Source organism: Streptomyces bugieae, from assembly GCF_036352915.1.
In the GTDB taxonomy this organism is placed as follows: Bacteria; Actinomycetota; Actinomycetes; order Streptomycetales; family Streptomycetaceae; genus Streptomyces; species Streptomyces endophytica.
In genome coordinates this window covers 131,258-152,060 of the sequence record NZ_JAZBJP010000012.1, presented here as the reverse complement: position 1 = coordinate 152,060, position 20,803 = coordinate 131,258, and the positions used below count along the sequence as shown (strand labels likewise).

Genomic DNA, 20,803 nt, shown 5'->3' with positions numbered 1-20,803 from the left:
GGCGGCACCCCCGTCCTCCCATGTCGGCTTCCCTGACGCGACGGCCGTACGGCCGTCGACCTGCAGGATGACGCTATGCAAAAGGCCCGGTGGCGCGATGGACGGTTGTCCGTCGCGCCACCGGAAGGGGTGAAAGCACGTAACTTTCCGCCTCTTGGGGCGTTTCGACGCGCTATGTGATCGCTACGCCGCGGCGCGCAACACCCTCCGGTCCGCCGCGGCCTGCGGATCGAGCACCGGAACGGCCGCCAGCAGCCCCTGGGTGTAGGGGTGTTGGGGGTCCTCGTACACGGAGTCGACCGGCCCCTCCTCGACGATCCGCCCGGACCGCATCACCGCGACCCGGTCGCTGACCGCCCGGACGACCGCCAGGTCGTGGGCGATGAAGACCAGCGACAGGCCCAGTTCCCGGCGGAGTTCGCCGAGCAGCTCCATCACCTGTGCCTGCGTGGTGACGTCCAGGGCGGAGACCGGTTCGTCGCAGACCAGCAGCCGCGGGCCGGGGGCCAGTGCGCGGGCGATGCCGACGCGCTGGCGCTGGCCGCCGCTCAGCTCGTGCGGATGGCGGTGGTACCAGTCGGGGTCGAGCCCGACCCGTTCCAGCAGTTCGCGGGCGCGCCGGACGATCGCCGGGCCGTCCTGCCCGCCGGCGGCGCGGAGCGGGTCGGCCACCGATTCGCCGATCGTGCGGCGGGGGTTGAGCGAGGAGGCCGGGTCCTGGAAGACCATCTGCACCTCCCGCCGGATCGGGCGCAGTGCGCGTTCACCGAGGGAGCCGATCTCGCGTCCCCGGTAGCGCAGCGTTCCGGCGGTGGGGTCCAGGAGGCGGACCAGCATCCGGCCGAGCGTGGTCTTGCCGCTGCCGGACTCGCCGACCAGGCCGAGGGTTTCGCCGGCCCGTACGGTCAGCGAGACGTCGTCGACGGCGGTGGTGCGGGCCCGGCGCGGGCCGAACTCCCGGCGCAGCCCGACCGCTTCGAGCAGCGGCGGTTCGCCCGCGGGCGGGCCGGGCGTGCGGGGTGCCGGGACGGCGGGCCGGGGCCGTACGGCGTCCACCCGGGGCACTGCGGCGAGCAGTTCCCTGGTGTACGGCGCGGCGGGCGAGCCGAGGACCTCGCCGACGGGGCCGTGTTCGACGGCCCGGCCGGCGCGCATGACCAGCACCTCGTCCACACCGCCGGCGACCACCCCGAGGTCGTGGGTGACCAGGATCAGTCCGGTGCCGGTCTCGGTGCGCAGTTCGTGCAGCAGGTCGAGGATCTGGGCCTGGACGGTGACGTCCAGTGCGGTGGTCGGCTCGTCGGCGATCAGCAGCCGGGGTTCGCAGGCCAGGGCCATCGCGAGCAGCGCCCGCTGCCGCATCCCGCCGCTGAATTCGTGCGGCCGGGAGCGGGCGCGGCGGGCGGCGTCCGCGATGCCGACCCGGTCCAGCGCGGCGACGGCACGGGCCCGGGCGGTGCGGCGGGAGGCGTCCGGCCGGTGCACCCGGTGGACCTCGGCGATCTGGTCGCCGATGGCGTGGTACGGGTCGAGGGCGGACAGCGGGTCCTGGAAGATCATGGCGGCGGTGCCGCCGCGCAGCCGCCGCAACTCCGCCTCGGGGGCGGCCAGGACGTCGTGCCCGTCGACCCGTACGGTGCCCTCGACCCGGGCGCCGGTGCCCCGGTGCAGGTCGAGCAGGGCGGCGGCGACGGTGGACTTGCCGGAGCCGGACTCGCCGACGATGCCGAGGGCGCGGCCGGGCGCGAGGGAGAAGGAGATCCCGTCGACGGCACGGACGCCGGCCCGGCCGGCCGGGTCGTCGCCGGCCGGGAAGGTGACGGCGAGGTCGGTGACCTCGACCAGGGTGCCGGTCATGTCAGGGTGACCCTTCGGTCGGCGAGTGCGTAGAGGACGTCGGCGAGGGCGTTGGCGAGGACCACGGCGGTGCCGATGCCGAGGACGGCGCCGACGACCACGGGCAGGTCCACGGTGCGGACGGAGTGGACCAGCAGCTGGCCGATGCCGGGCAGGCCGAACAGCGTCTCGGTGAGCATCGCGCCGCCGAACATCGTGCCGAGGTCGATGGCGTTGAGCGCGATGACCGGTGGGAGTGCGCCGCGCAGCGCGTGCCGGCCGATGACCTTCCGTTCGGGCAGGCCGTAGGCGCGGAAGGTGCGGATGTGGTCCTCGGCCAGGGTCTCCAGGGTCGAGGAGCGGGTCAGCCGGGCGTATTTGGCGGACTCCAGCAGGGCCAGCGTGGTCCAGGGCAGCACCAGGTTCCAGGCCCACTGCTCGGGGTCCTCGGTCAGCGGGACGTAGGACGGGAACGGCAGCCACTGCAGGGTCGCGCAGAAGAGCATCAGCAGCAACAGGCCGGTGATGAAGACCGGGGTGGCGGTGCCGGTGAGGGTGAGCACGGTCAGCACGCGTTCGGTGGTGCCGCCGCGGCGCAGCGCGGACAGCAGTCCGGTGCCGACGCCGAGCAGCAGCCACAGCACCATCGAGCCGAGGGCGAGGGAGGCGGTGACCGGGAGCCGGGCCGCGAGCAGTGCGGTGACCGGCTGGTCGTTCTGGTAGGAGAGGCCGAAGCAGGGGGCGGGGCAGTGCAGCACGCCGGTGCCGGTGGAGTAGTCGCGGCCGGTGACCAGGCCCGCGAGGAAGTGCAGGTACCGGGTCAGAAGGGGTTCGTCCAGGCCGAGTTGGCCGCGTACCTGGTGGAGCTGTTCGGCGTTGCAGCGCGGTCCGCAGGCGAGTTTCGCGGGGTCGCCGGGCGCGACGTAGAAGAGCAGGTAGACCAGGACGGACAGCAGGAACAGGACGATCAGCGCGCCGCCGAGTTTGCGCAGCAGGTAGCCGGTGGTGCCGGTCATGCGGCGGCTCCCTTCGGGGTCCGCCCGGCGGGGGCCGCCGGTGTGCCGCGGGAGCCGTCGCGGGTGCCGACCCGCAGCCGGGAGCGTTCGCGGGGGTCGAGCGCGGCGCGGACCGCGTCGCCGAGCACGGTGAAGGCGAGGACGGTCACGAACAGGCAGGCCGCGGGGAGCAGGACGTACAGCGGGTCGGCGCGGAACCAGGTGGTGGCGGTGGAGAGCATCTGTCCCCAGGAGGCGGTGGGTGGTTTGACGCCGATGCCCAGGAAGGACAGGGAGGCCTCGGCGACGATGTTGGTGGGGACGAGGATCGCGGCGTAGGTGATCACGGGTGCGGCGAGCGCGGGCAGGAGTTCCCGGCGGGCGACCCGGGCGGGCCGCCAGCCGGCCAGCCGGGCGGCGGCGACGTGGTCGAGCTTCTTCAGCGACAGCGTCTGGGCGCGCACGACCCGTGCGGTGCCGCCCCAGTTGAGCAGGCCGATGACGATGATCAGCAGCAGCGGGCGGGGGAAGCCGGCCGGGACGACGGCGGTCAGCGCGACGCCGAGGACGAGCATCGGCAGCGCGACCATGACGTCGGTGAGGCGGGACAGCACGGTGTCGAGGAGCCGGCTGCCGAAGCCGGCGGCCAGCCCGATCGTGACGCCGGTCAGGACCTGGACGGCGGTGGCGCCGAGGGCGACGAGCAGGGAGATCTGCGCGCCGTGCAGGAGCCGGACGAACAGGTCGCGGCCGGTGCCCGGTTCGACGCCGAGCCAGTGGTCGGCGCTGATCCCGCCGTACGCGCCGGTGGGCATGCCGCCGCGGGCCGAGTCGATCAGTGCGTCGTGGTACGTGGTGGCGTCCTGGCCTTCGAGCGCCGCGAGCAGCGGCGCGCCGAGGGCGAGCAGGACGAGGACGGTGAGGACGGCGGCGGCCGCGACGGCCGACGGGCGGGCGCGCAGCCGCCGCCACACACCGGTTTCCCGGGTGGTTCGTCGCTGTGTCACTTGACCGCGACCTGCGAGATGTCGAGCACACCGTCCCAGTCGCTGATCACGATGTTCTTGACGTCCTTGCCGTAGAGCCGCTTGTAGACGGGGTGGAACAGCGGGACGGACAGCGCCTTCTCGCCGATCTTCTTGTCCAGGGCGCCCCAGCGCCGGGCCGCCGCGTCCAGGTCGGTGAGCTTGTTGATCTCGTCGATCTCGTGGTTGACGGCGGGGTCGTCGAGCTGGGCGTGGTTGAAGTTGTAGGCGTCCTTGACGATCTGCCGGCCGTCGAAGATCGGCGCGAGGAACGGGCCGCCGGAGGGCCAGTCGGCGCCCCAGTGGCCGATGAACAGGCCGGGCTCGTCCTTGATGCTGTGGGTCTTGTCCTTGTAGTCGTTGTCCTCCAGGCCGGCCAGCTTGACGGTGATGCCGGCCTTCGCAAGCGCTTCCTGGACGGCGGTGGCGACCTCGGGGCTGGTCTCGAAGTTCTTGGCGGTGGAGTGGGTCAGGGTGAGCGTGAGCCCGTTCTTGTAACCCGCTTCCTTCAGCAGTTCCTTGGCCTTTGCCGGATTTCCGGTCCTTCCGGCCGGGAACGGGTCGTAGGGCGTGTAGCCGAAGGATTTCTGGGGCGGCAGGAAAGTGGTGGCGGATTCGGCGAGGGAGGAGCCGCCGGCCGCGTTGATGACGCTCTGCCGGTTGATGGCGTAGGAAATCGCCTGGCGCACCTTGGGGTTGCCGAAGGGCTTCACCTTCGGGTTGAAGGCGAGGTAAGTGGTGTAGCCGAAGTGGCCGGTGCCGACCCGCTTCCGGAGTTCCTTGTCGTTGCCGATCTGGGCGAGTTCGGCCGGTCCGAGATTGGTGTCGGTGGTGACCGCGGCGGCGTCCGCGCCCGAGCCGGTGGACAGTCGCTGGTTGATGACCGAGGAGTCGAGTCCGGAGCGCACGTCGACGGTGTCGGGGTAGGCGTGGCGTTCCTCGTCGGTCTTCTGCGACCAGTTCTCGTTGCGCTCAAGGACGACGTGTTCGCCGTCCCCGGTGTTCTTGACGACCTTGTACGGGCCGGAGGAGACGGGGTGCTCCTCGTATTTCGTGCCGGTGTCCTTCTTGCGCGGTACGGGGGCGAACTGGGTCTGCGTGGCCAGCAGCGGGAATTCGCCCTCGGGCTTGCGGAGGTGGAAGACGAGGGTTTTCGCGTCGGGCGTCTCGATGGACTTCAGGCCGTCCGGGGACTTGTCCTTGTACGGGCCCTGGTATTTCTCGCCGCCGACCAGCCAGTCCCGCAAATAGGGCGCGCCGCCGGAGAGTTCTGGGGCGAAGGACCGCTCGATGCCGTATTTGATGTCGGCGCTGGTGATCGGGGAGCCGTCCTCGAACTTCAGGCCGTCCTTGAGGGTGTAGGTCCACACCGTGGCGTTCTTGCTGGGGCGGCCGGTGTCGGTGGCGAGGTCCGGTACGGCCTTGGCGCCGGCCGCGCCGTTCTCGCGGTTGCGGGTGGTCAGCGTGCGGAAGACCAGGCTGGGGACCTTGCCGCCGCCGGAGGTGTAGAGCCGCGCCGGGTCGAAGTCGGTCTGCGGTTCGGAGTTGAGGACGGTGAGGGTGCCGCCCTTGTGCGGGGTGGCTCCGGCTCCGCCGTCGGCGCTGCTGTCCTTGGGCCCGCAGGCGGTCACGCCGCCGGCGAGGAGGACGACGGCCGCGGCCGCGGCCACTCTGCGGGCGGGGACGGGAAGATGACGGGAACGGGCCGGCTCGGCCATGACGGGGGTGCCTTTCGCAGCGGGGCACCCGCAGGGGCGGCGGCCGGGGTACGTGGGCGCACGAGGCCGCCCCTGCGGATGCGTTACGGGAGGTGCTCACGGCATGCGGGCATGAGGGCATGCCGTGAAGGACGCGTTCACGCGGGGAAGTGCCCCGGTCCGGAGGCGGCGCCTCTACGGAACCGGGTGGGCCTCAGCGACAGTCGATGTCGGCCACGGACTGCACGGACACGCCGATCAGCGCCAGCTCGATGGCGGCGTGGTCGGTGGTGTGGCGGTGCGGCATGCGCAGATGATGGAACGGAAGTTCGCATCCTGGCAAGGCGTCTCACGATGAGAGACACCTCGTCTCAGCCGCGCGGCCGGCGCACCACGCCCGGCCGTCCCGCGCACCCGCTCAGCGCGCGGTGGGATACGGCCAGGAGTTGGGCCGGCAGGTCACGCCGTCCGTGGTCAGGAACTTCGTCTGCTGCATCATCACCGGGGCGAGCGCGCCCTGCCGGGTGCAGGCCTCGTGGTTGTGCCCGAGCCGGTGGCCGACCTCGTGGTTGATCAGCATCTGGCGGTAGGCGTGCATCTTGTCGGGCCCGTAGGTCTTGGCGCCCTGCGCCCACCGGTAGGCATTGATCATGACCCGGTCGGTGGCCGCCGAGTCGCAGGAGACGTTCTCCTCGTACGTGTCGAGACCGGACTTGGCGCACCACTTCGCGGTGGTCCCCGGGCTGGCGAGGGTGATCACGAAGTCGGCCGGGCCGGAGGCCACGCGCTGGAACGTCCGCTGTCCGCCGTGCGCCCAACTCCGGTCGTCGTTCAGGGTCTTGTGCACCGCCTCGGCGAAGAGCGCGCCGTCCAGCGGCAGTCCCTCCTCGATGTCGACGCGGTAGCGCATCACCTTGCCGCGGCCGGGCGCCTCGGCGGCCCCGCCGACCGGCTTGAAGCGTCCGCTCGCGGTGAGGTGCGCGTCCAGCGGGAAGGCCTGCGCCATCTGCTCGTCGTAGCCGGCGGGCTTGGCGTCCTGGGTGGGCCGGGAGTGCGACCGCGAGGCCTCGTCACCGGCCGCGTCGGTACGGTCGTTGCCGCTGCGCGGCTGCGGGTCGCCGCCGTCCTTGTGCTGCTCGGCGACCTGGCCGGCGATGACGACGGCGAGCACGGTGGTGACCGCGGCGGCCGCCGCGCCGGTGAACGTCCGGCCCTTGCCGCCCTTCCGGGCGCCGTGCCGCGCCTCGTCGAAGGCAGCGTCCGCGCCCGCCGGGAAGTCGTCGTCCCGGAAGTCCTCGTCGGGGCCGCGGTCCGCCGGCCCGGCGGGCTCCGGCACCCGTGCGCCGACCGCCTCCGCCCGTCCGTACGCCACGGATCCGGCGGGCGTACGGACGGCGCCGGGCGCACCGGCCCGGAACACATCGTCGTCGGCGCCGTCCGCGTCGAGAGCGTCACCGGGACCGTCCGGCCGCCGGGGGAACGGCCGCGCGTCGAAGGCGTCCACGTAGTCCCGCCGCGGGCCGGACCCGGTGCCCGGTACGGCCATCGGCGGTGCGCCGGCCATCTCCGCGCGCGGCCGGGGAATCCGCGGCGCGGCCTGCCCGGGCATCCCGGGCGCGGTCCGACCGGGCGCCCCGGGCGTCATCGGGGACGTCGGCACACCCGGGAACGCGCCCCAGGCACCGCCCGGTTCGCGCTGTTCGGGGTGGCCGCCACGGACCGTGTCGCCCCCGGCCGGCTCGCGCCGGCGGCGCCCCGGACCGGGACCCGGGGCCGGTGCCCGGCCGGCCGGCGGAACGTGGCCGGGCGGCACCGCGGACTGCGAGGGGTCTTCGGCCTCCGGCCGGTCTCGGCGGCTATGACGTCCCACGGGGCGTGTCAGCTCCTGCCCGGATCAGCGGTCACTTCGGTCATCTCGGAATCGAGCAGCTCGCGGACGGCGCGCGCCACCGCCTCCGGGTACTCCATCATCGCCACGTGCCCCGCCTCCGGCAGTGTCAGCAGCCGCGAACCGCGGAACGCCGCGGCCGCCCGCCGGGCCATCCGGAGGGAGACCAGGCGGTCGCGTCCACCGTAGACGAGAAGGGTGGGGGCGAGCACGCGTTCGGCCTGACGCCACAAATTGTGCTGCCCGCCGAGCGTGTACGCGTTCACCAGCGCCCGCGCCGAACGCTCCATCACCTCCCAGAAATAAGGGAGTTCGAGCCGCCGGGCGTACTCCGCGGCCGCGGTGTCGAACCCTTCCGGAGTCACCCTTGCGGGATCGCCGTAACACAGCGACAGCACCTCGCGGGTGCGGCGCTCGGCGGTCCAGTCCTGGGTGAGCCGGGCGAAGAGGGTGGCGACGCCGGGGACGGCGAGCAGTGCGGTGGGCACGGCCGTGCGCTGCGGCCGCAGCTCGGGCAGGGCCGGCGAGATCAGCGTCAGGGTGCGGACCAGGTCCGGCCGGGCGGCCGCCACGCGGGTGGCCGTCGTGCCGCCCATGGAGTTGCCGATGAGGTGGACCGGGCCGCGGCCGGCCGCGTCGAGGTGCCGGATCACCGCGCGGGCCTGCGCGGAGACGGAGTAGTTGCCGTCGCCCGGCGGCGGGGAGTGCCCGAAGCCGGGCAGGTCCAGCGCCTCGCCGTCCAGCCGGTCGGCGAGCAGCGGCATCAGCTCCGACCAGTTCCGCGAGGAGCCGCCGAGGCCGTGGACGTAGAGCGCGGGCTCGCGGTCCCGGGGCGCCCCCGCCGTGCCGTCGACGCGTCCTTCGGGCCGCCCCTCCGGCGCCCGTACGGTGAGCGTCAGGCCCGGGAGGTTCACGGTGCGCACCGCCTCCGCCGCGCCGGGCCGACCGGGGCCGGCGGGGGGCACCGGGAGGGCGGTGGTCGCGGTGTCCGGCGACTCGGTCGAAGACATGGGGTCGATGTTACGAGACGATCACACCCCCGATCGTGTGTTCGCGGTCACACACCGCATCGCGCCGTCGCGGCCGCTCTCCTACGCTCGTAGGCAGGGGGGCGGCCGCCCCGGCTGCTTTCCTGCCAGGCACCAGCCGACCCAGCGAGCACGCGAGGCAGCACCGAGAAAGGCAGCGATCATGCGTGTCGACCCGACCGACCCGGACACTTTCGTGGACGACAGCGACACCGCCGAATTCGACGTGGAGGCGCCGGAGGCGGACGCCCAGGAGCAGTACGCCGATCTCGCACAGGAGCGCGACGAGGCACTGAACGGCATCGACCCGGACGCCGCGAACGAGGCGGACGTCGCCGAGCAGGCCCGGGTCGTCGAGCTCAACGAAGACGAATACCGATGACCTGGGGCGTTATGTCGCATTGGCGCGGCGGGGCCGGAGAAAGATTCTCGGCCCGGACCGCGCACAGCCGGGTTACCCAAAAGTACGATGGCGGGCGCGGTGCACCACCTTGTACTGGCCGCGTAGGGAACGATTTCTGGGAGGCAGCGTGAGCGCCATCGAGCAGACCGAGGCGGCGCGCCCGCGGGGCACACGCCTGCCACGCCGCGCCCGGCGGAACCAGCTTCTGGGCGCGGCCCAGGAGGTTTTCGTCGCACAGGGCTACCACGCCGCGGCCATGGACGACATCGCCGAGCGGGCCGGCGTCAGCAAGCCGGTGCTCTACCAGCACTTCCCGGGGAAGCTGGAGCTCTACCTCGCGCTGCTGGACCAGCACTGCGAGGCGCTGCTGCACTCGGTGCGTTCGGCGCTGGAGTCGACCACCGACAACAAGCAGCGGGTCGCGGCGACGATGGACGCCTACTTCGCGTACGTCGAGGACCCGGGCGGCGCCTTCCGGCTGGTCTTCGAGTCGGACCTGACCAACGAGCCGGCGGTCCGCGAGCGGGTGGACAAGGTGTCGCTGGAGTGCGCCGAGGCCATAAGCGCGGTGATCGCCGAGGACACCGGCCTGTCGCAGGACGAGTCGATGCTGCTGGCGGTGGGCCTGGGCGGGGTCTCCCAGGTGGTGGCGCGGTACTGGCTCTCCTCCGGGAGCACGGTCCCGCGGGACACCGCGGTGGCCCTGCTGACCTCGCTCGCCTGGAAGGGCATCGCCGGCTTCCCGCTGCACGGCAGCGACACGCACTGACCCTGTTCGCTGCGGGCGTGGTCCACGGCGTCCTGTGCGTCCCCGTACCGGGCTAATGTGTGCTGCGTACGGCGTGGATGACCGTGCATCCTCCCCCCAGCGGTGCTGGGGGACCCCCAGATCGTCGGAGGGACAAAAGCCGTGGAGGTCAAGATCGGCGTGCAGCACGCGCCCCGCGAGATCGTTCTGGAGAGCGGGCAGTCTGCCGAAGAGGTCGAGCGGGCGGTTGCCGAGGCGCTGGCCGGCAAGTCGGAGCTGCTGAAGCTGGCGGACGAACACGGCCGCAAGATCCTGGTCCCGGCGGACCGGGTGGCCTATGTGGAGATCGGCGAGCCGGCCGGCCGCAAGGTCGGGTTCGGCGCGCTCTGATCGACGGGCGCCGCGCGCGGCGCCCGCGGAGCACGAGGGCGGCGGCCCGGGGGACGCGTTCCCCCGGGCCGCCGCCTTTTCCGTTCGTCCTGGTCGCGCCGGGTGCCCGGACCGCTGAGCTGATCGGGCAGCGGGGTGGCGCGTCGAGGGTTGCTGCCGCCGCCCCCTGGGTACGACCGCCTACGACCGATTTGTTCGCCCGACGGATCGGCGCACCGCGCCACCGGCGTGCTGCCCCGAGTCCGCACGGAACGTGGGAGGGAAGAGCATGATTTTCGAAGCGCTCGGAGCCGTGGCCATCGGCCTCGCCATCGCGGTCTTCGCCATGCGCCGGCTGCCCGACCACTTCCCCGCGCGCGGTCTCACCCTGGCGACCGGCCCGGTCGCGGCCCTGCTCGGCGCGCTGCTGACCCGCTCGATCCTCGGCCCCGGCCATCCCGTCCAGGTGATGCTCGCCGCGGTCGCCGTGAGCGCGGCGCTGCTGTCGGTCCTGGTGCGCCCGCCGCGCAGCCGTCTTCGGCGGCCGGCCGCGACGCTGAAGGGGCACCGGACGGCCTGAGCGCCCGGCGGCCCCTCCTACGTGCGCCGCCCCTCCTTCGTACGCCGGCTGTCAGGCCGCCAGGCCCAGCGCCGCCATCCGCTTGGTGTGCGCCTCGGTGATCCGGGAGAACATCCGGCCCACCTCGGCCAGGTCGAAGCCGTCGGCGACCCCGCCGACCAGCATCGTGGAGAGCGCGTCGCGGTCCGCGACGACCCGCTGGGCCTGCGAGAGCGCCTCGCCCATCAGGCGGCGGGCCCACAGCGCGAGCCGCCCGCCGACCCGCGGCTCGGCCTCGATGGCCGCCCGCACCTTCTCCACGGCGAAGGACGCGTGCCCGGTGTCGTCCAGCACGGCCAGCACCAGATCGCGGGTGTCGGCGTCCAGCCGCGCCGCGACCTCGCGGTAGAAGTCACTGGCGATCGAGTCACCCACGTACGCCTTGACCAGGCCCTCCAGCCAGTCCGACGGCGCGGTCTGGCGGTGGAACTCGTCCAGCGCGGCGGCGAACGGCTCCATCGCCTCGTTCGGCTCGGCCTCGATCTGCGAAAGCCGCTCCCGCAGCCGCTCGAAGTGGTGGAACTCGGCCGAGGCCATCTTGGCCAGCTCGGCCTTGTCGTCCATCGTCGGCGCGAGCTTGGCGTCCTCCGCCAGGCGCTCGAAGGCGGACAGCTCGCCGTACGCGAGCGCGCCGAGCAGATCGATCACGGCGGCCCTGTAGTGCGGGTCGGCGGATGCCTGCGCCCAGTCCTGGGCGGCGATCCCGGTGTGTTCTTGCGCGTCAGCCGCGGCGTTGTCAGGCGTTCCCATGGCGGCACAATAGCCCGCTCGGCGGTCCGGGGAAGGCCCTGGTCAGCCAGTTCCGTTCACCCGTTCGATCAGTCCGCCGGACCGGCCTCCGAGCGGTGCGCGGGGACGTGACGTATTCCTCACTCATACAAGCCTTCGGATGGGGGCGCCGTATCCGGGGTACAGTGGTATTGGACCTGCCGAGTATCGGTGGGTCGTTCCACGAAGCGGATGCCCGGTCGGTGGCCCGATCGGCTCCAAACCGACCGCCCTCCCCCGCGGCGCGTACGAGACGTACGCACAGCAGGAGGCACACCGCTCGCGGCAGGAGCGCCTGAGCGTTGGCAGTGGTCCCGCGCCACCGGCCCCATCTGGCCGGCCCCGTACGAAACCGTGCGACGGTGCGGTACGACCCCCTTCGCCGCCTCACGCCGCGTCTCACAGAAGAGGCAAGATTCTGTCTACGTTCCGAGACCTCGGGATTTTCCCCGAGACCGCTGAGGCCCTGGAAGCCGTCGGCATCGTTTCCCCCTTTCCCATCCAGGAGCTGACGCTCCCCGTCGCCCTCTCCGGCAACGACGTCATCGGCCAGGCCAAGACCGGCACCGGCAAGACCCTGGGCTTCGGACTTCCGCTCATCGAGCGGGTCACCGTCCCGGCGGACGTCGAGGCGGGCCGGGCGCAGCCCGAGCAGCTGACCGAGGCGCCGCAGGCCCTCGTCGTCGTCCCCACCCGTGAGCTGTGCCAGCAGGTCACCAACGACCTGCTCACCGCCGGCAAGGTCCGTAACGTGCGGGTGCTGGCGATCTACGGCGGCCGGGCCTACGAGCCCCAGGTCGAGGCGCTGAAGAAGGGCGTCGACGTGGTCGTCGGCACGCCCGGCCGGCTGCTCGACCTCGCGGGCCAGAAGAAGCTGAACCTCTCGCAGGTGCGCACCCTCGTCCTGGACGAGGCCGACGAGATGCTCGACCTGGGCTTCCTGCCGGACGTCGAGAAGATCATCCAGCTGCTGCCGGCCAAGCGGCAGACCATGCTGTTCTCCGCGACCATGCCCGGCCAGGTCATCTCGCTGGCCCGCCGCTACATGTCGCAGCCGACCCACATCCGCGCCACCGCGCCGGACGACGAGGGTGCGACGGTCGCCAACATCACCCAGCACATCTACCGCGCGCACTCCATGGACAAGCCGGAGATGGTCGCGCGGATCCTGCAGGCCGAGGGCCGCGGTCTGGCGATGGTGTTCTGCCGGACGAAGCGGACCGCCGCCGACATCGCCGACCAGCTCTCCCGGCGCGGCTTCGCGTCCGGCGCGGTCCACGGCGACCTCGGCCAGGGCGCCCGCGAGCAGGCGCTGCGCGCCTTCCGCAACGGCAAGGTCGACGTGCTGGTCTGCACCGACGTCGCCGCCCGCGGCATCGACGTCGAGGGTGTGACCCACGTCATCAACTACCAGTCGCCCGAGGACGAGAAGACCTACCTGCACCGCATCGGCCGCACCGGCCGGGCGGGCGCCAAGGGCACCGCGATCACCCTCGTCGACTGGGACGACATCCCGCGCTGGAAGCTGATCAACAAGGCGCTGGACCTGCCGTTCGACGAGCCGGAGGAGACCTACTCCACCTCGCCGCACCTCTACGAGCAGCTCAACATCCCCGAGGGCACCAAGGGCGTGCTGCCGCGCGCCGAGCGCACCCGGGCCGGGCTCGCCGCGGAAGAGGTCGAGGACCTGGGCGAGACCGGCGGCCGCGGCCGCGGTCCCCGCCGGGGCGCGGCCGTCGAGGAGGAGCGTCCCAAGCGCACCCGTGCACCGCGGCAGCGCCGCCGCACCCGCGGCGGCGCGCCGCTGGACGGCCCGGCCGCTTCCGAGGCGAAGGCGACCGGGTCGCTCGACGCCGCCGATGGCGCGGAGGCCGCCGAGGAGGCCGCGGGACCGCGGCAGCCGCGCCGGCGCCGGCGGACCCGCAGCGGGCAGGCCGCGGCGACGATCCCGGTGGCGGGCGCCGCCCCGGCGCAGGCCACGGAGGCCGCCGACGTGGTGGCCGAGGCCGCCCCGGCCGCCGAGGTGACCGAGGCCCCGGCCAAGCCGAAGCGGACCCGCACCCGGACCCGCAAGGCCGCCGCCGAACCGGCCGCGCAGGAAGCCGCCCCGGCCGCTGAGGCGGTGCTGGACACCGCCGAGGGCGCCGAGGAGGCTCCGGCCAAGCCGAAGCGCACCCGGACCCGGAAGACCGCCGCCAAGGCCACCACCACCGAGGCCGCCGAGGCCGCGGTGGCCACCGCCGAGGGCACCGACGAGGCCCCCGCCAAGCCGAAGCGCACCCGCACCCGCAAGACCGCCGCCGCCGAGCCGGCCGCCGCCGAGGCCCCCGCGGCCGCGACGGTGACCGTCGAGGCCGCGGAGGAGGCGCCGGCCAAGCCGAAGCGGACGCGCAAGACGGCGGCGAAGACCGCTGCCGCCAAGAAGACCGCGGCCCCCGCCGCCGCGGACGGCGAGGAGGCTCCGGCCAAGCCGAAGCGCACCCGGACCCGTAAGGCCGCGGCCGCGCAGCCGGCCGACTGACGCCCGACGGCCCGATGGACCGGACGACCCGGCCCCGCTCCCCGCGGGTGCCGGGTCGTTCGGCGTCCCGGCCCGGTTTTCCCACCCGGCCCGGTTAACCTCACCCCATGAGCAGGCCGCCCACCCTCACGCTGCCCCCGTGCGCCCGCGCGTACCGACTCGACACCGACCGCGGCGAGTTCGCCGTGCACGACGCCCGGCCCGACGGTGCGCCGATCGGGACCGCGCTGCTGGTGCCCGGCTTCACCGGCAGCAAGGAGGACTTCATCGCCTTGCTGGCGCCGCTCGCCGCGGCCGGGTTCCGGGCGGTCGCCGTGGACGGTCGCGGTCAGCACGAGTCCCCCGGCCCGCGCGACGAACGGGCTTACGCGCAGCGGGAGTTGGCGCTCGACGTACTGGCCCAGGCGCGGGCCGTGCAGCAGGCCGGGAACGGTCCGCTGCATCTGCTCGGGCATTCGCTGGGCGGGCTGATCACCCGGGCCGCGGTGCTGCTCGACGCCGCCCCGTTCCGTTCGCTCACCGCGCTCAGCTCCGGTCCGGCGGCCATCGAGACGTCCCAGCAGGCCCGGGTGCGGATGCTGATCGACGCGCTCGGCTCGCTCGGCATGGAGGACGTCTGGCGGGCGATGCGCGAGCTGGACCCGCCGGAGGCGGCGGACGCGGAGACCCCGCCGGAGATCGGCGCGTTCCTGCACCGCCGTTGGCTGAACACCGTCCCCGAGCAGCTGATCGCGACCGGCCGGCAGATGCTGGCGGAGCCCGACCGGGTGGCGCGGCTGGCCCGTACCGGGCTCCCCGTGCACGTCGTCTCCGGGGCGCTGGACTACGCCTGGCCGGTGCCGTCGATGGACGACATGGCGCGCCGGCTGTCCGCCCGGCGCACCGTCATCGAGGGCGCCGAGCACTCCCCCAACGTCGAACGCCCGGAGAAGACCGCCGAGGCGCTGACCGGGTTCTGGAGCGGGGTGGGGTAGCGCCCCCGGGGTGTCGCCGGGACAGCGCCGGGCGGTTCGGCGAGCATCGAAAGGAAGCGGTCGGGCCCGTGCGGCCCGTCCGGCACCGGCTGCCGACGAAGGGCCCGACATGACCGAGAACCCCCAGGACGACCCGCACGGCATCGCGCTCACCCGCACCTTCGACGCGCGCCGCGACCTGGTCTTCGAGGCCTGGACCACGCCCGCGCACTTCGCGTACTGGTTCGGCGGGGAGCTGACGGTGCCGGTCGAGCGGATGACGATGGACGTCCGGCCGGGCGGGTCGTGGTCCTTGGTCATGCACTCCCCGGACGGCAGCGAGCTGCCGTTCTCCGGGGTGTACCGGGAGGTCGTGCCGCCGGAGGCGCTGGAGTTCACGCTCAACGACGCCTATGCGCCGAGCAGTTCGGAGGGCGAGCTGATCAGGGTGACCCTGAGCGATCTCGGGGACCGGACGGAGATGGCCTTCCGGCAGCTCGGCGGCAACCTCACGCCGGAGCAGTACCAGCAGGCGGAGGCGGGCTGGAGCAGCTTCTTCGACCGGCTGGAGGGGCTCCTCGCCCAGGCCTGAACCCGCCCTCGGCCGCCCCGGGGCCCTCTAGAGCTGACCCTGTACGTGCTCCCAGAAGCCGTCCCGCAGCACCCGGCGCAGGTCGGCGTGGCCGCGCAGGGAGTGGTGCAGCAGGGCCTCGGCGGCGGTCAGCAGCTCCTGGTCGACGGGGGCGGGGATGTTCGGGTGTCCGGGCAGCAGGCCGGCCGCCCATTCCCGGCCGCGCTCCGAGAGCCACTGGGCGGCGACCCGGGCCCCGACGAAGCGGACCTCCTCCCGGCCGGGCGCCGGGCTCTCGCCGCCGGCCTGCTCGGGGCCTTCGACGCCGGTCCGCCGGGTGACGTAGGGCTTGCAGAAGTCCAGGTCGAAGACGCGGGTGCTGTCGGCCTCCCACAGCAGGGGTTCGGCCTGGTTGCGGCCGACCGGCGCCTCGATGCCCCACAGGTGGACCCGGGCGCCGTAGCCCTGGGCCGCCTCGACCGCGGAGACCAGGTCCTCGTCGCCGCCGATGAGCACCGCGTCGGTGATCGCACGGTGCCGGGCCAGCGACTCCAGGTCCGAGCGGATCAGGGAATCGACACCCTTCTGCTGGTTGTTGGCGTTGAGGTTGCCGAGCCTGACCTTCACGTCGGGCAGCTCGGCGATCCCCTGCTGCTCGGGGGTGTGGAGCCGGCGGCGGGCACCGTCGTACCAGTACACCCGCAGCAGCCGGCTGTCCGGGAAGATCGTCCGGGCCCGGTCGATGAAGGCCTCGATGATCCCCTCGGCGTCCAGCTCGAAGCCCTTGCGGTCCTCGGTGCCGGCGACGAGCTTCCCGGCGGCGGCGTAGACGTAGCCGGCGTCGACGAAGGCGGCGTGCACCGAGGGGGTCGTGCCGACCTTGCTGAGGACCCGGGCGAGCAGCTCGTTGGTGCGCGCCATCCCGGTGGCGAGCGCGGCGAGGTCGGTGGGGCCCGGGGGCTGGAGGTCGTTCATACCGGACCCATTGTCCGGGCGTCGGCTCGGCGGGCACAACCTCTCTACCTGCGAGTATTTAGACCGTCGAAAAATTTCCTTAGCGTAGGGAATGATTGCAGGGTGCGGTCCGTTGTACCTGTACGGAACGGCGGGCGACGAGGCCCGGTGATCCGCACCACTCACGTTCTCCGCAGGAGGATTCCGACGAAGGGAGAAGCCTGATGCGCTTCGAGATCATGCGCCTGGACGACGTCGACGGCACGGCCGTGGACAGCACCGTCGTGGACGCCGCCTCCGTCAACCGGATCGTGCAGCAGGCCGCCGCAACCGGCCAGCGCATCTACATCCGCCCGGCCGACACCGTCGCCCGTTAATCCCTGGCCGCCGACAGGCCACCGATGCCGCAGCGCCCCCGTACGGAACACACCGTACGGGGGCGCTGCCGTAGGCAGGGACCGCCGTAGACAGGACCGCCGTACACAGGCGGCGCCCCTCCCGGCCGGCCCTGGGGCTCAGGCCGCCTGGATGACCTGCAGCACGCCGTTGATGATCTGCTGCACGGCCAGCGCGGAGAGCATCATGCCCGCCAGCCGGGTCACCAGGACCACCCCGCCGTCCTTGATCACACGGATGATCACCAGCGAGAAGCGCATCACCAGATACAGCACCACATGGATCGCCGCGATCGCCGCCCACACGGAGAGCTGGGCCGCGAACCCGTGGGCGTGCTGCACCGCGAGGATCACCGACACGATCGCGCCGGGCCCGGCCAGCAGCGGCATGCCCAGCGGCACCAGCGCCACATTGACGTCCTTGGTCTGGGTCGGCTCCTCCGACTTCCCGGTCAGCAGGTCCAGCGCGACCAGCAGGAGCAGCAGCCCGCCCGCGATCATCAGCGCGGGCGTCGAGATGTGCAGCCGGCCCAGGATCTGCCGGCCGAAGAGCCCGAAGACGGCGATCACGCAGAAGGCGACGGCGGCGGCCTGCCAGGCCATCCGGCGCTGGACCTTGGCCGGCCGGCCGGAGGTGAGGGCGAGGAAGATCGGGGTGATCCCCGGAGGGTCCATGATCACGAAAAGCGTGACGAAAAGGGTGCTGAAGACGGCGACGTCGAACATGGTGCTGGCCTTGCGAGAGGTGGTACGGACGAGCGGATCGGGACGGTCACGGGCCGGCGCGGGACGCGCGCGGGCCCGGGAGTGAGGACGGAAGGGAAGGGAGGAAGGGCGGAGCCGGTGGGGCGCGCGGCGGGTGCGGCGCGGACCGGCGGGCGGAACGGCGCGCGCGGTCGGTACGACCCGGCGGCCGGCGGCCCGCGGCGGGCTCAGCCGCCCGCGCCGGGGACGGGGAAGGCGCCGGTGGCGCGGCGCACGATCTCCCCGTAGATCTCGGGGTCGGTGGTGTACTCACCGAGGCGGCAGGTCTTGCGGCTGCCGTGGTAGTCGCTGGAGCCGGTGGCCAGCAGGCCGAGGTCGGCGGCCATCCCGCGCAGCCGGGCGCGGGTCGGCGCGTCGTGGTCCATGTGGTCGACCTCGATGCCGTCCAGGCCGGCCGCGGCGAGTTCGGCCACCGCGCTCTCCGGTACGCAGGCGCCGCGCTTGACGGCCAGCGGGTGCGCGAAGACGGTGACCCCGCCCGCGGCCTTGACCAGCCGGATCGCGTCGAACGGGTCGAGCTCGTGCTTCTCCACGTACGCCGGGCCGTCGCTGGCGAGCCAGGACGCGAAGGCGTCGTTCACCGAGTCGACGACGCCCAGCTCCATGAGGGCGGTGGCGATGTGCGGGCGGCCCACGGCGCCGTCGCCGGCGATCCGGGCGACCTGCTCCCAGGTGACCGGGATGCCGTGCTCACGCAGCTTGCCGATCATGGCCCGGGCCCTCGGCACGCGGTCGTCGCGGACCAGCTCCCGCTCGCGGGCGAGTTCGGGCTCCTCGGGGTCGAAGAGGTAGGCGAGCATGTGGAGGCTCACCCCGTCGAGCCGGCAGGAGAGTTCGGCGCCGGTGACCAGCGTCAGCCCCTCGGGCAGCGCGGCCCGCGCCTCGGCGTGCCCGGCGACGGTGTCGTGGTCGGTCAGCGCGACGACGTCCAGCCCGGCGGCCGCGGCGCCGCGCACCAGCTCGGCCGGGGTGTCCGTACCGTCGGAAGCCGTGGAGTGGGTGTGCAGATCGATGCGCACGACGCGGACTCCAGACTGCTGCGGGACGGACGGGGGACCCCAGAAGGATAACCGGGCCGCCGAACGGCCCGGCCCGCGCCGCCAGGCGGCGCCCCTCGCCGGACGGCCCGCCCGGTCAGCTCAGGATGCGCGGGGAGAGCGCCCCGCACGGCAGCAGGTCCACCTCGGCGCCCGCCTCGCGCAGGTCCGTCAGCACCAGTTCGTCGTACATCAGCAGCCCGGACTGCTCGGGCCAGGCGATCGCCCACAGCCACAGCCCGCGCGCCTCGCCGGCGAAGACCGCGCGGTCCGGCGGCGCACCGTCGACATGCCAGAGCGGGGTGGGGCGGCCGGCGGCCAGCACCTTGCCGTGCGCGGGTTTGCCGTCGGACATGTGGGGGCCGGGGTCGGGGCCGTCGATGCCGGCGTAGCGCGCGCCGAGTCCGACGCCCAGTTCCTCGGCGACCAGGAGGAGTTCACCGGGGCCGCCGAGCGGTCCGGGGCCCGAGCAGGCCACCGCGGTCGCCCGGCCGCCGCTGCGGTCGTCGCCCGCGCAGGCCACGCCGGTGAACAGCCAGCCGACCGGCAGCGGCCAGGGCATCCAGACGGGGACCTGCGCACGGTGCACGACGACGCCGAGCGCCTCGACGCTCGGCGGGACGACCGGCTGGAGCGGATGCACGGTGCCGTGCACGGCACACTGCCAGGTGTCGGAGAAGAGACCGGGCGCCCGTACCCGGCCTCCGCACTTCGGGCAACTGGGTTCGCCCCTCATAAGGACCCACGGTCCTCCAGGCCCGCCGCCGCGTCAAGGACGATCACCCGACCGGTGTGCGCGGAATCACTTGCCACGCCCCGCACTTGACCGCTCCGGCGCCCCGCGGCCACCCATCCCAAGAAATAGTTGCCCCTTGCATTCTTTAGCGCACCTAACTTAATATATGTAAATGGCAACGATCTCCGGCAACGGGAAGGGGAACCGCGGCATGAGCGGCACCACGAGCAGCGGCCACGGCGGCGGCACGACGGCCGATCCGTTCGACGAGGGCGGCACCTCCCTGCTGCGCCAGCCGAAGGCCGTCTGGGCCACGGCCGGCGCCTCGGTCGTGGCCTTCATGGGCATCGGCCTGGTCGACCCGATCCTCCCCTCGATCGCCCGCGGCCTGCACGCCTCCAACAGCCAGGTCTCCCTGCTGTTCACCTCGTACTTCCTGATCACCGCCGTCGCGATGCTGCTGACCGGCTTCGTCTCCAGCCGGATCGGCGGCCGCAGGACGCTACTGCTCGGCCTCGCCTTCGTGGTCGTCTTCGCGGGCCTGTCCGGTACGTCCGGCTCGGTCGGCGAACTGGTCGGCTTCCGGGCGGGCTGGGGCCTGGGCAACGCGCTCTTCGTCTCCACCGCCCTCGCGGTCATCGTCGGAGCGGCGGCGGGAGGGAGCGCGGCGGCGATCCTGCTGTACGAGTCCGCGCTCGGCCTCGGCATGGCCTGCGGCCCGCTGCTCGGCGCGGCCCTCGGCAACGCCAGCTGGCGCTACCCCTTCTTCGGCACGGCCACCCTGATGGCGATCGGCTTCCTGTGCATCACGGCGTTCCTCAAGGAGCAGCCGAAGCCGGCCCGCAGGACCTCGCTCCTCGACCCGGTCAGGGCACTCGGCCACGGCGGACTGGCCTCGGCGGCGGTCTCGGCGTTCTTCTACAACTACACGTTCTTCACGGTGCTGGCCTTCACGCCGTTCGTGCTGAACATGACGCCGTACCGCTCGGGCGCGGTGTTCTTCGCCTGGGGCGTGCTGCTCGCGGTCTTCTCGGTGATCGTGGCCCCGCGCATGCAGGCGCGGTTCGGCTCGCTGCGGGTGCTCGGCGGCTCGCTGGTGCTGCTCGCGGTGGACGTGCTCGTCCTCGGCTACGGCAACCACACCGCGGCCGTGGTCTGCACGATCCTGTCCGGCGCCTTCATCGGCGTGAACAACACGGTCTACACCGAGCTGGCGCTCGGCGTGTCCGACGCGCCGCGCCCGGTGGCGAGCGCCGGCTACAACTTCGTCCGCTGGTTCGCGGCCGCCGCGGCGCCCTTCCTCGCGCCGAAGATCGAGGAGTGGACCGACATCCACATCCCGTTCGTGGTCGCGGCGGTCACCGCGGTGCTGGGCGCGGTCGTGGTCGCCGTACGACGCAAGGCGCTCGCCCACGAGGCGGCGGAGCACCAGCCGCAGCACGCGACCGAGGACGGCGTCACGGTCTTCGCCAACTGACCTCCGCCACACGGAGGT

General features: G+C 73.1%; 21 protein-coding genes. 9 read left to right on the top strand and 12 right to left on the bottom strand.

The features are described from left to right. Positions 1-183: 183 nt before the first annotated feature. The 7 genes from V2J85_RS20850 to V2J85_RS20820 all read right to left on the bottom strand — a co-directional run bounded on the left by V2J85_RS20850 (position 184) and on the right by V2J85_RS20820 (position 8,451). Complete coding sequence (locus V2J85_RS20850; RefSeq protein ID WP_315975452.1) at positions 184-1,857, bottom strand: dipeptide ABC transporter ATP-binding protein; 1,674 nt, start codon at positions 1,855-1,857, stop codon at positions 184-186. Then, entirely contained in the window at positions 1,854-2,852 is a 999-nt protein-coding gene (locus V2J85_RS20845) for an ABC transporter permease (protein ID WP_330822424.1), read from the bottom strand. The genes V2J85_RS20850 and V2J85_RS20845 overlap by 4 nt, the downstream gene beginning before the upstream one ends. Continuing rightward, entirely contained in the window at positions 2,849-3,838 is a 990-nt protein-coding gene (locus V2J85_RS20840; protein WP_330822423.1) for an ABC transporter permease, read from the bottom strand. Before V2J85_RS20840 ends, V2J85_RS20845 begins: the two co-directional genes overlap by 4 nt. Further along, positions 3,835-5,574 (bottom strand): ABC transporter substrate-binding protein, encoded by a 1,740-nt coding sequence (locus tag V2J85_RS20835; protein WP_330822422.1) that lies wholly within the window; start codon positions 5,572-5,574, stop codon positions 3,835-3,837. Before V2J85_RS20835 ends, V2J85_RS20840 begins: the two co-directional genes overlap by 4 nt. A gap of 193 nt (positions 5,575-5,767) precedes the next feature. Continuing rightward, positions 5,768-5,860, bottom strand: a complete 93-nt coding sequence (locus V2J85_RS20830) for an Ms4533A family Cys-rich leader peptide (RefSeq protein WP_315975453.1) — start codon at positions 5,858-5,860, stop codon at positions 5,768-5,770. Between the two features lie 111 nt (positions 5,861-5,971). Next, entirely contained in the window at positions 5,972-7,213 is a 1,242-nt protein-coding gene (locus tag V2J85_RS20825) for a DUF3152 domain-containing protein (RefSeq protein ID WP_419836813.1), read from the bottom strand. Between the two features lie 218 nt (positions 7,214-7,431). After that, on the bottom strand, positions 7,432-8,451 hold the full coding sequence (locus V2J85_RS20820; RefSeq protein WP_261955824.1) for an alpha/beta fold hydrolase: 1,020 nt from the start codon (positions 8,449-8,451) through the stop codon (positions 7,432-7,434). A gap of 181 nt (positions 8,452-8,632) precedes the next feature. On the opposite strand from V2J85_RS20820, the gene V2J85_RS20815 reads away from it, so the two are divergent. The 4 genes from V2J85_RS20815 (at position 8,633) to V2J85_RS20800 (ending at position 10,569) form a co-directional block, all read left to right on the top strand. Further along, a complete protein-coding gene (locus tag V2J85_RS20815) occupies positions 8,633-8,851 on the top strand; it encodes a hypothetical protein (RefSeq protein ID WP_261955825.1) in 219 nt (72 codons plus the stop codon). 148 nt (positions 8,852-8,999) lie between these two features. Then, complete coding sequence (locus V2J85_RS20810; protein ID WP_261955826.1) at positions 9,000-9,641, top strand: TetR/AcrR family transcriptional regulator; 642 nt, start codon at positions 9,000-9,002, stop codon at positions 9,639-9,641. Positions 9,642-9,782: 141 nt separating this feature from the next. After that, on the top strand, positions 9,783-10,010 hold the full coding sequence (locus V2J85_RS20805; protein WP_261955827.1) for a DUF3107 domain-containing protein: 228 nt from the start codon (positions 9,783-9,785) through the stop codon (positions 10,008-10,010). Between the two features lie 268 nt (positions 10,011-10,278). Next, the gene (locus tag V2J85_RS20800; RefSeq protein WP_330822420.1) at positions 10,279-10,569 is read left to right on the top strand and encodes a hypothetical protein; all 291 of its coding nucleotides are present in this window, start codon (positions 10,279-10,281) and stop codon (positions 10,567-10,569) included. 51 nt (positions 10,570-10,620) lie between these two features. On the opposite strand, the gene V2J85_RS20795 is transcribed toward V2J85_RS20800, so the two are convergent. After that, the gene (locus V2J85_RS20795) at positions 10,621-11,358 is read right to left on the bottom strand and encodes a ferritin-like fold-containing protein (protein ID WP_261955829.1); all 738 of its coding nucleotides are present in this window, start codon (positions 11,356-11,358) and stop codon (positions 10,621-10,623) included. 139 nt (positions 11,359-11,497) lie between these two features. Between V2J85_RS20795 and V2J85_RS20790 the strand changes: the two genes are divergently transcribed. The 3 genes from V2J85_RS20790 to V2J85_RS20780 all read left to right on the top strand — a co-directional run bounded on the left by V2J85_RS20790 (position 11,498) and on the right by V2J85_RS20780 (position 15,442). Next, entirely contained in the window at positions 11,498-13,897 is a 2,400-nt protein-coding gene (locus tag V2J85_RS20790) for a DEAD/DEAH box helicase (RefSeq protein WP_330822419.1), read from the top strand. Positions 13,898-14,004: 107 nt separating this feature from the next. Then, a complete protein-coding gene (locus tag V2J85_RS20785; protein WP_330822418.1) occupies positions 14,005-14,871 on the top strand; it encodes an alpha/beta fold hydrolase in 867 nt (288 codons plus the stop codon). A gap of 109 nt (positions 14,872-14,980) precedes the next feature. Further along, entirely contained in the window at positions 14,981-15,442 is a 462-nt protein-coding gene (locus V2J85_RS20780; protein ID WP_261955832.1) for an SRPBCC family protein, read from the top strand. A 27-nt stretch (positions 15,443-15,469) separates the two neighbouring features. Here V2J85_RS20780 and V2J85_RS20775 read toward each other — a convergent pair whose 3' ends face one another. Continuing rightward, complete coding sequence (locus V2J85_RS20775; protein ID WP_261955833.1) at positions 15,470-16,396, bottom strand: NYN domain-containing protein; 927 nt, start codon at positions 16,394-16,396, stop codon at positions 15,470-15,472. Between the two features lie 203 nt (positions 16,397-16,599). Here V2J85_RS20775 and V2J85_RS20770 point away from each other — a divergent pair, with 203 nt between their 5' ends. After that, positions 16,600-16,752, top strand: a complete 153-nt coding sequence (locus V2J85_RS20770) for a hypothetical protein (protein WP_199816409.1) — start codon at positions 16,600-16,602, stop codon at positions 16,750-16,752. A gap of 138 nt (positions 16,753-16,890) precedes the next feature. Here V2J85_RS20770 and V2J85_RS20765 read toward each other — a convergent pair whose 3' ends face one another. The 3 genes from V2J85_RS20765 to V2J85_RS20755 form a co-directional block, all read right to left on the bottom strand. Next, positions 16,891-17,496: a MarC family protein gene (locus V2J85_RS20765; RefSeq protein ID WP_030413917.1), complete on the bottom strand. Its 606-nt coding sequence runs from the start codon at positions 17,494-17,496 to the stop codon at positions 16,891-16,893. Between the two features lie 206 nt (positions 17,497-17,702). After that, on the bottom strand, positions 17,703-18,554 hold the full coding sequence (locus V2J85_RS20760; protein ID WP_330822417.1) for a PHP domain-containing protein: 852 nt from the start codon (positions 18,552-18,554) through the stop codon (positions 17,703-17,705). A 115-nt stretch (positions 18,555-18,669) separates the two neighbouring features. Further along, on the bottom strand, positions 18,670-19,308 hold the full coding sequence (locus V2J85_RS20755) for a DUF6758 family protein (RefSeq protein ID WP_330822416.1): 639 nt from the start codon (positions 19,306-19,308) through the stop codon (positions 18,670-18,672). A gap of 211 nt (positions 19,309-19,519) precedes the next feature. Between V2J85_RS20755 and V2J85_RS20750 the strand changes: the two genes are divergently transcribed. Next, positions 19,520-20,785 carry an MFS transporter gene (locus tag V2J85_RS20750; RefSeq protein ID WP_261957446.1) on the top strand — a complete coding sequence of 422 codons (1,266 nt, stop codon included), beginning with the start codon at positions 19,520-19,522 and terminating at the stop codon, positions 20,783-20,785. Positions 20,786-20,803 lie beyond the last annotated feature (18 nt).

What these genes read in the sequence shown, in the direction of transcription:
- V2J85_RS20850 (WP_315975452.1), bottom strand. Translation starts at nt 1,857, where the DNA reads ATGACCGGCACCCTGGTCGAGGTCACCGACCTCGCCGTCACCTTCCCG.
- V2J85_RS20845 (WP_330822424.1), bottom strand. Translation starts at nt 2,852, where the DNA reads ATGACCGGCACCACCGGCTACCTGCTGCGCAAACTCGGCGGCGCGCTG.
- V2J85_RS20835 (WP_330822422.1), bottom strand. Translation starts at nt 5,574, where the DNA reads ATGGCCGAGCCGGCCCGTTCCCGTCATCTTCCCGTCCCCGCCCGCAGA.
- V2J85_RS20830 (WP_315975453.1), bottom strand. Translation starts at nt 5,860, where the DNA reads ATGCCGCACCGCCACACCACCGACCACGCCGCCATCGAGCTGGCGCTG.
- V2J85_RS20820 (WP_261955824.1), bottom strand. Translation starts at nt 8,451, where the DNA reads ATGTCTTCGACCGAGTCGCCGGACACCGCGACCACCGCCCTCCCGGTG.
- V2J85_RS20815 (WP_261955825.1), top strand. Translation starts at nt 8,633, where the DNA reads ATGCGTGTCGACCCGACCGACCCGGACACTTTCGTGGACGACAGCGAC.
- V2J85_RS20800 (WP_330822420.1), top strand. Translation starts at nt 10,279, where the DNA reads ATGATTTTCGAAGCGCTCGGAGCCGTGGCCATCGGCCTCGCCATCGCG.
- V2J85_RS20795 (WP_261955829.1), bottom strand. Translation starts at nt 11,358, where the DNA reads ATGGGAACGCCTGACAACGCCGCGGCTGACGCGCAAGAACACACCGGG.
- V2J85_RS20790 (WP_330822419.1), top strand. Translation starts at nt 11,498, where the DNA reads ATGGGGGCGCCGTATCCGGGGTACAGTGGTATTGGACCTGCCGAGTAT.
- V2J85_RS20785 (WP_330822418.1), top strand. Translation starts at nt 14,005, where the DNA reads ATGAGCAGGCCGCCCACCCTCACGCTGCCCCCGTGCGCCCGCGCGTAC.
- V2J85_RS20780 (WP_261955832.1), top strand. Translation starts at nt 14,981, where the DNA reads ATGACCGAGAACCCCCAGGACGACCCGCACGGCATCGCGCTCACCCGC.
- V2J85_RS20775 (WP_261955833.1), bottom strand. Translation starts at nt 16,396, where the DNA reads ATGAACGACCTCCAGCCCCCGGGCCCCACCGACCTCGCCGCGCTCGCC.
- V2J85_RS20770 (WP_199816409.1), top strand. Translation starts at nt 16,600, where the DNA reads ATGCGCTTCGAGATCATGCGCCTGGACGACGTCGACGGCACGGCCGTG.
- V2J85_RS20765 (WP_030413917.1), bottom strand. Translation starts at nt 17,496, where the DNA reads ATGTTCGACGTCGCCGTCTTCAGCACCCTTTTCGTCACGCTTTTCGTG.
- V2J85_RS20755 (WP_330822416.1), bottom strand. Translation starts at nt 19,308, where the DNA reads ATGAGGGGCGAACCCAGTTGCCCGAAGTGCGGAGGCCGGGTACGGGCG.
- V2J85_RS20750 (WP_261957446.1), top strand. Translation starts at nt 19,520, where the DNA reads ATGAGCGGCACCACGAGCAGCGGCCACGGCGGCGGCACGACGGCCGAT.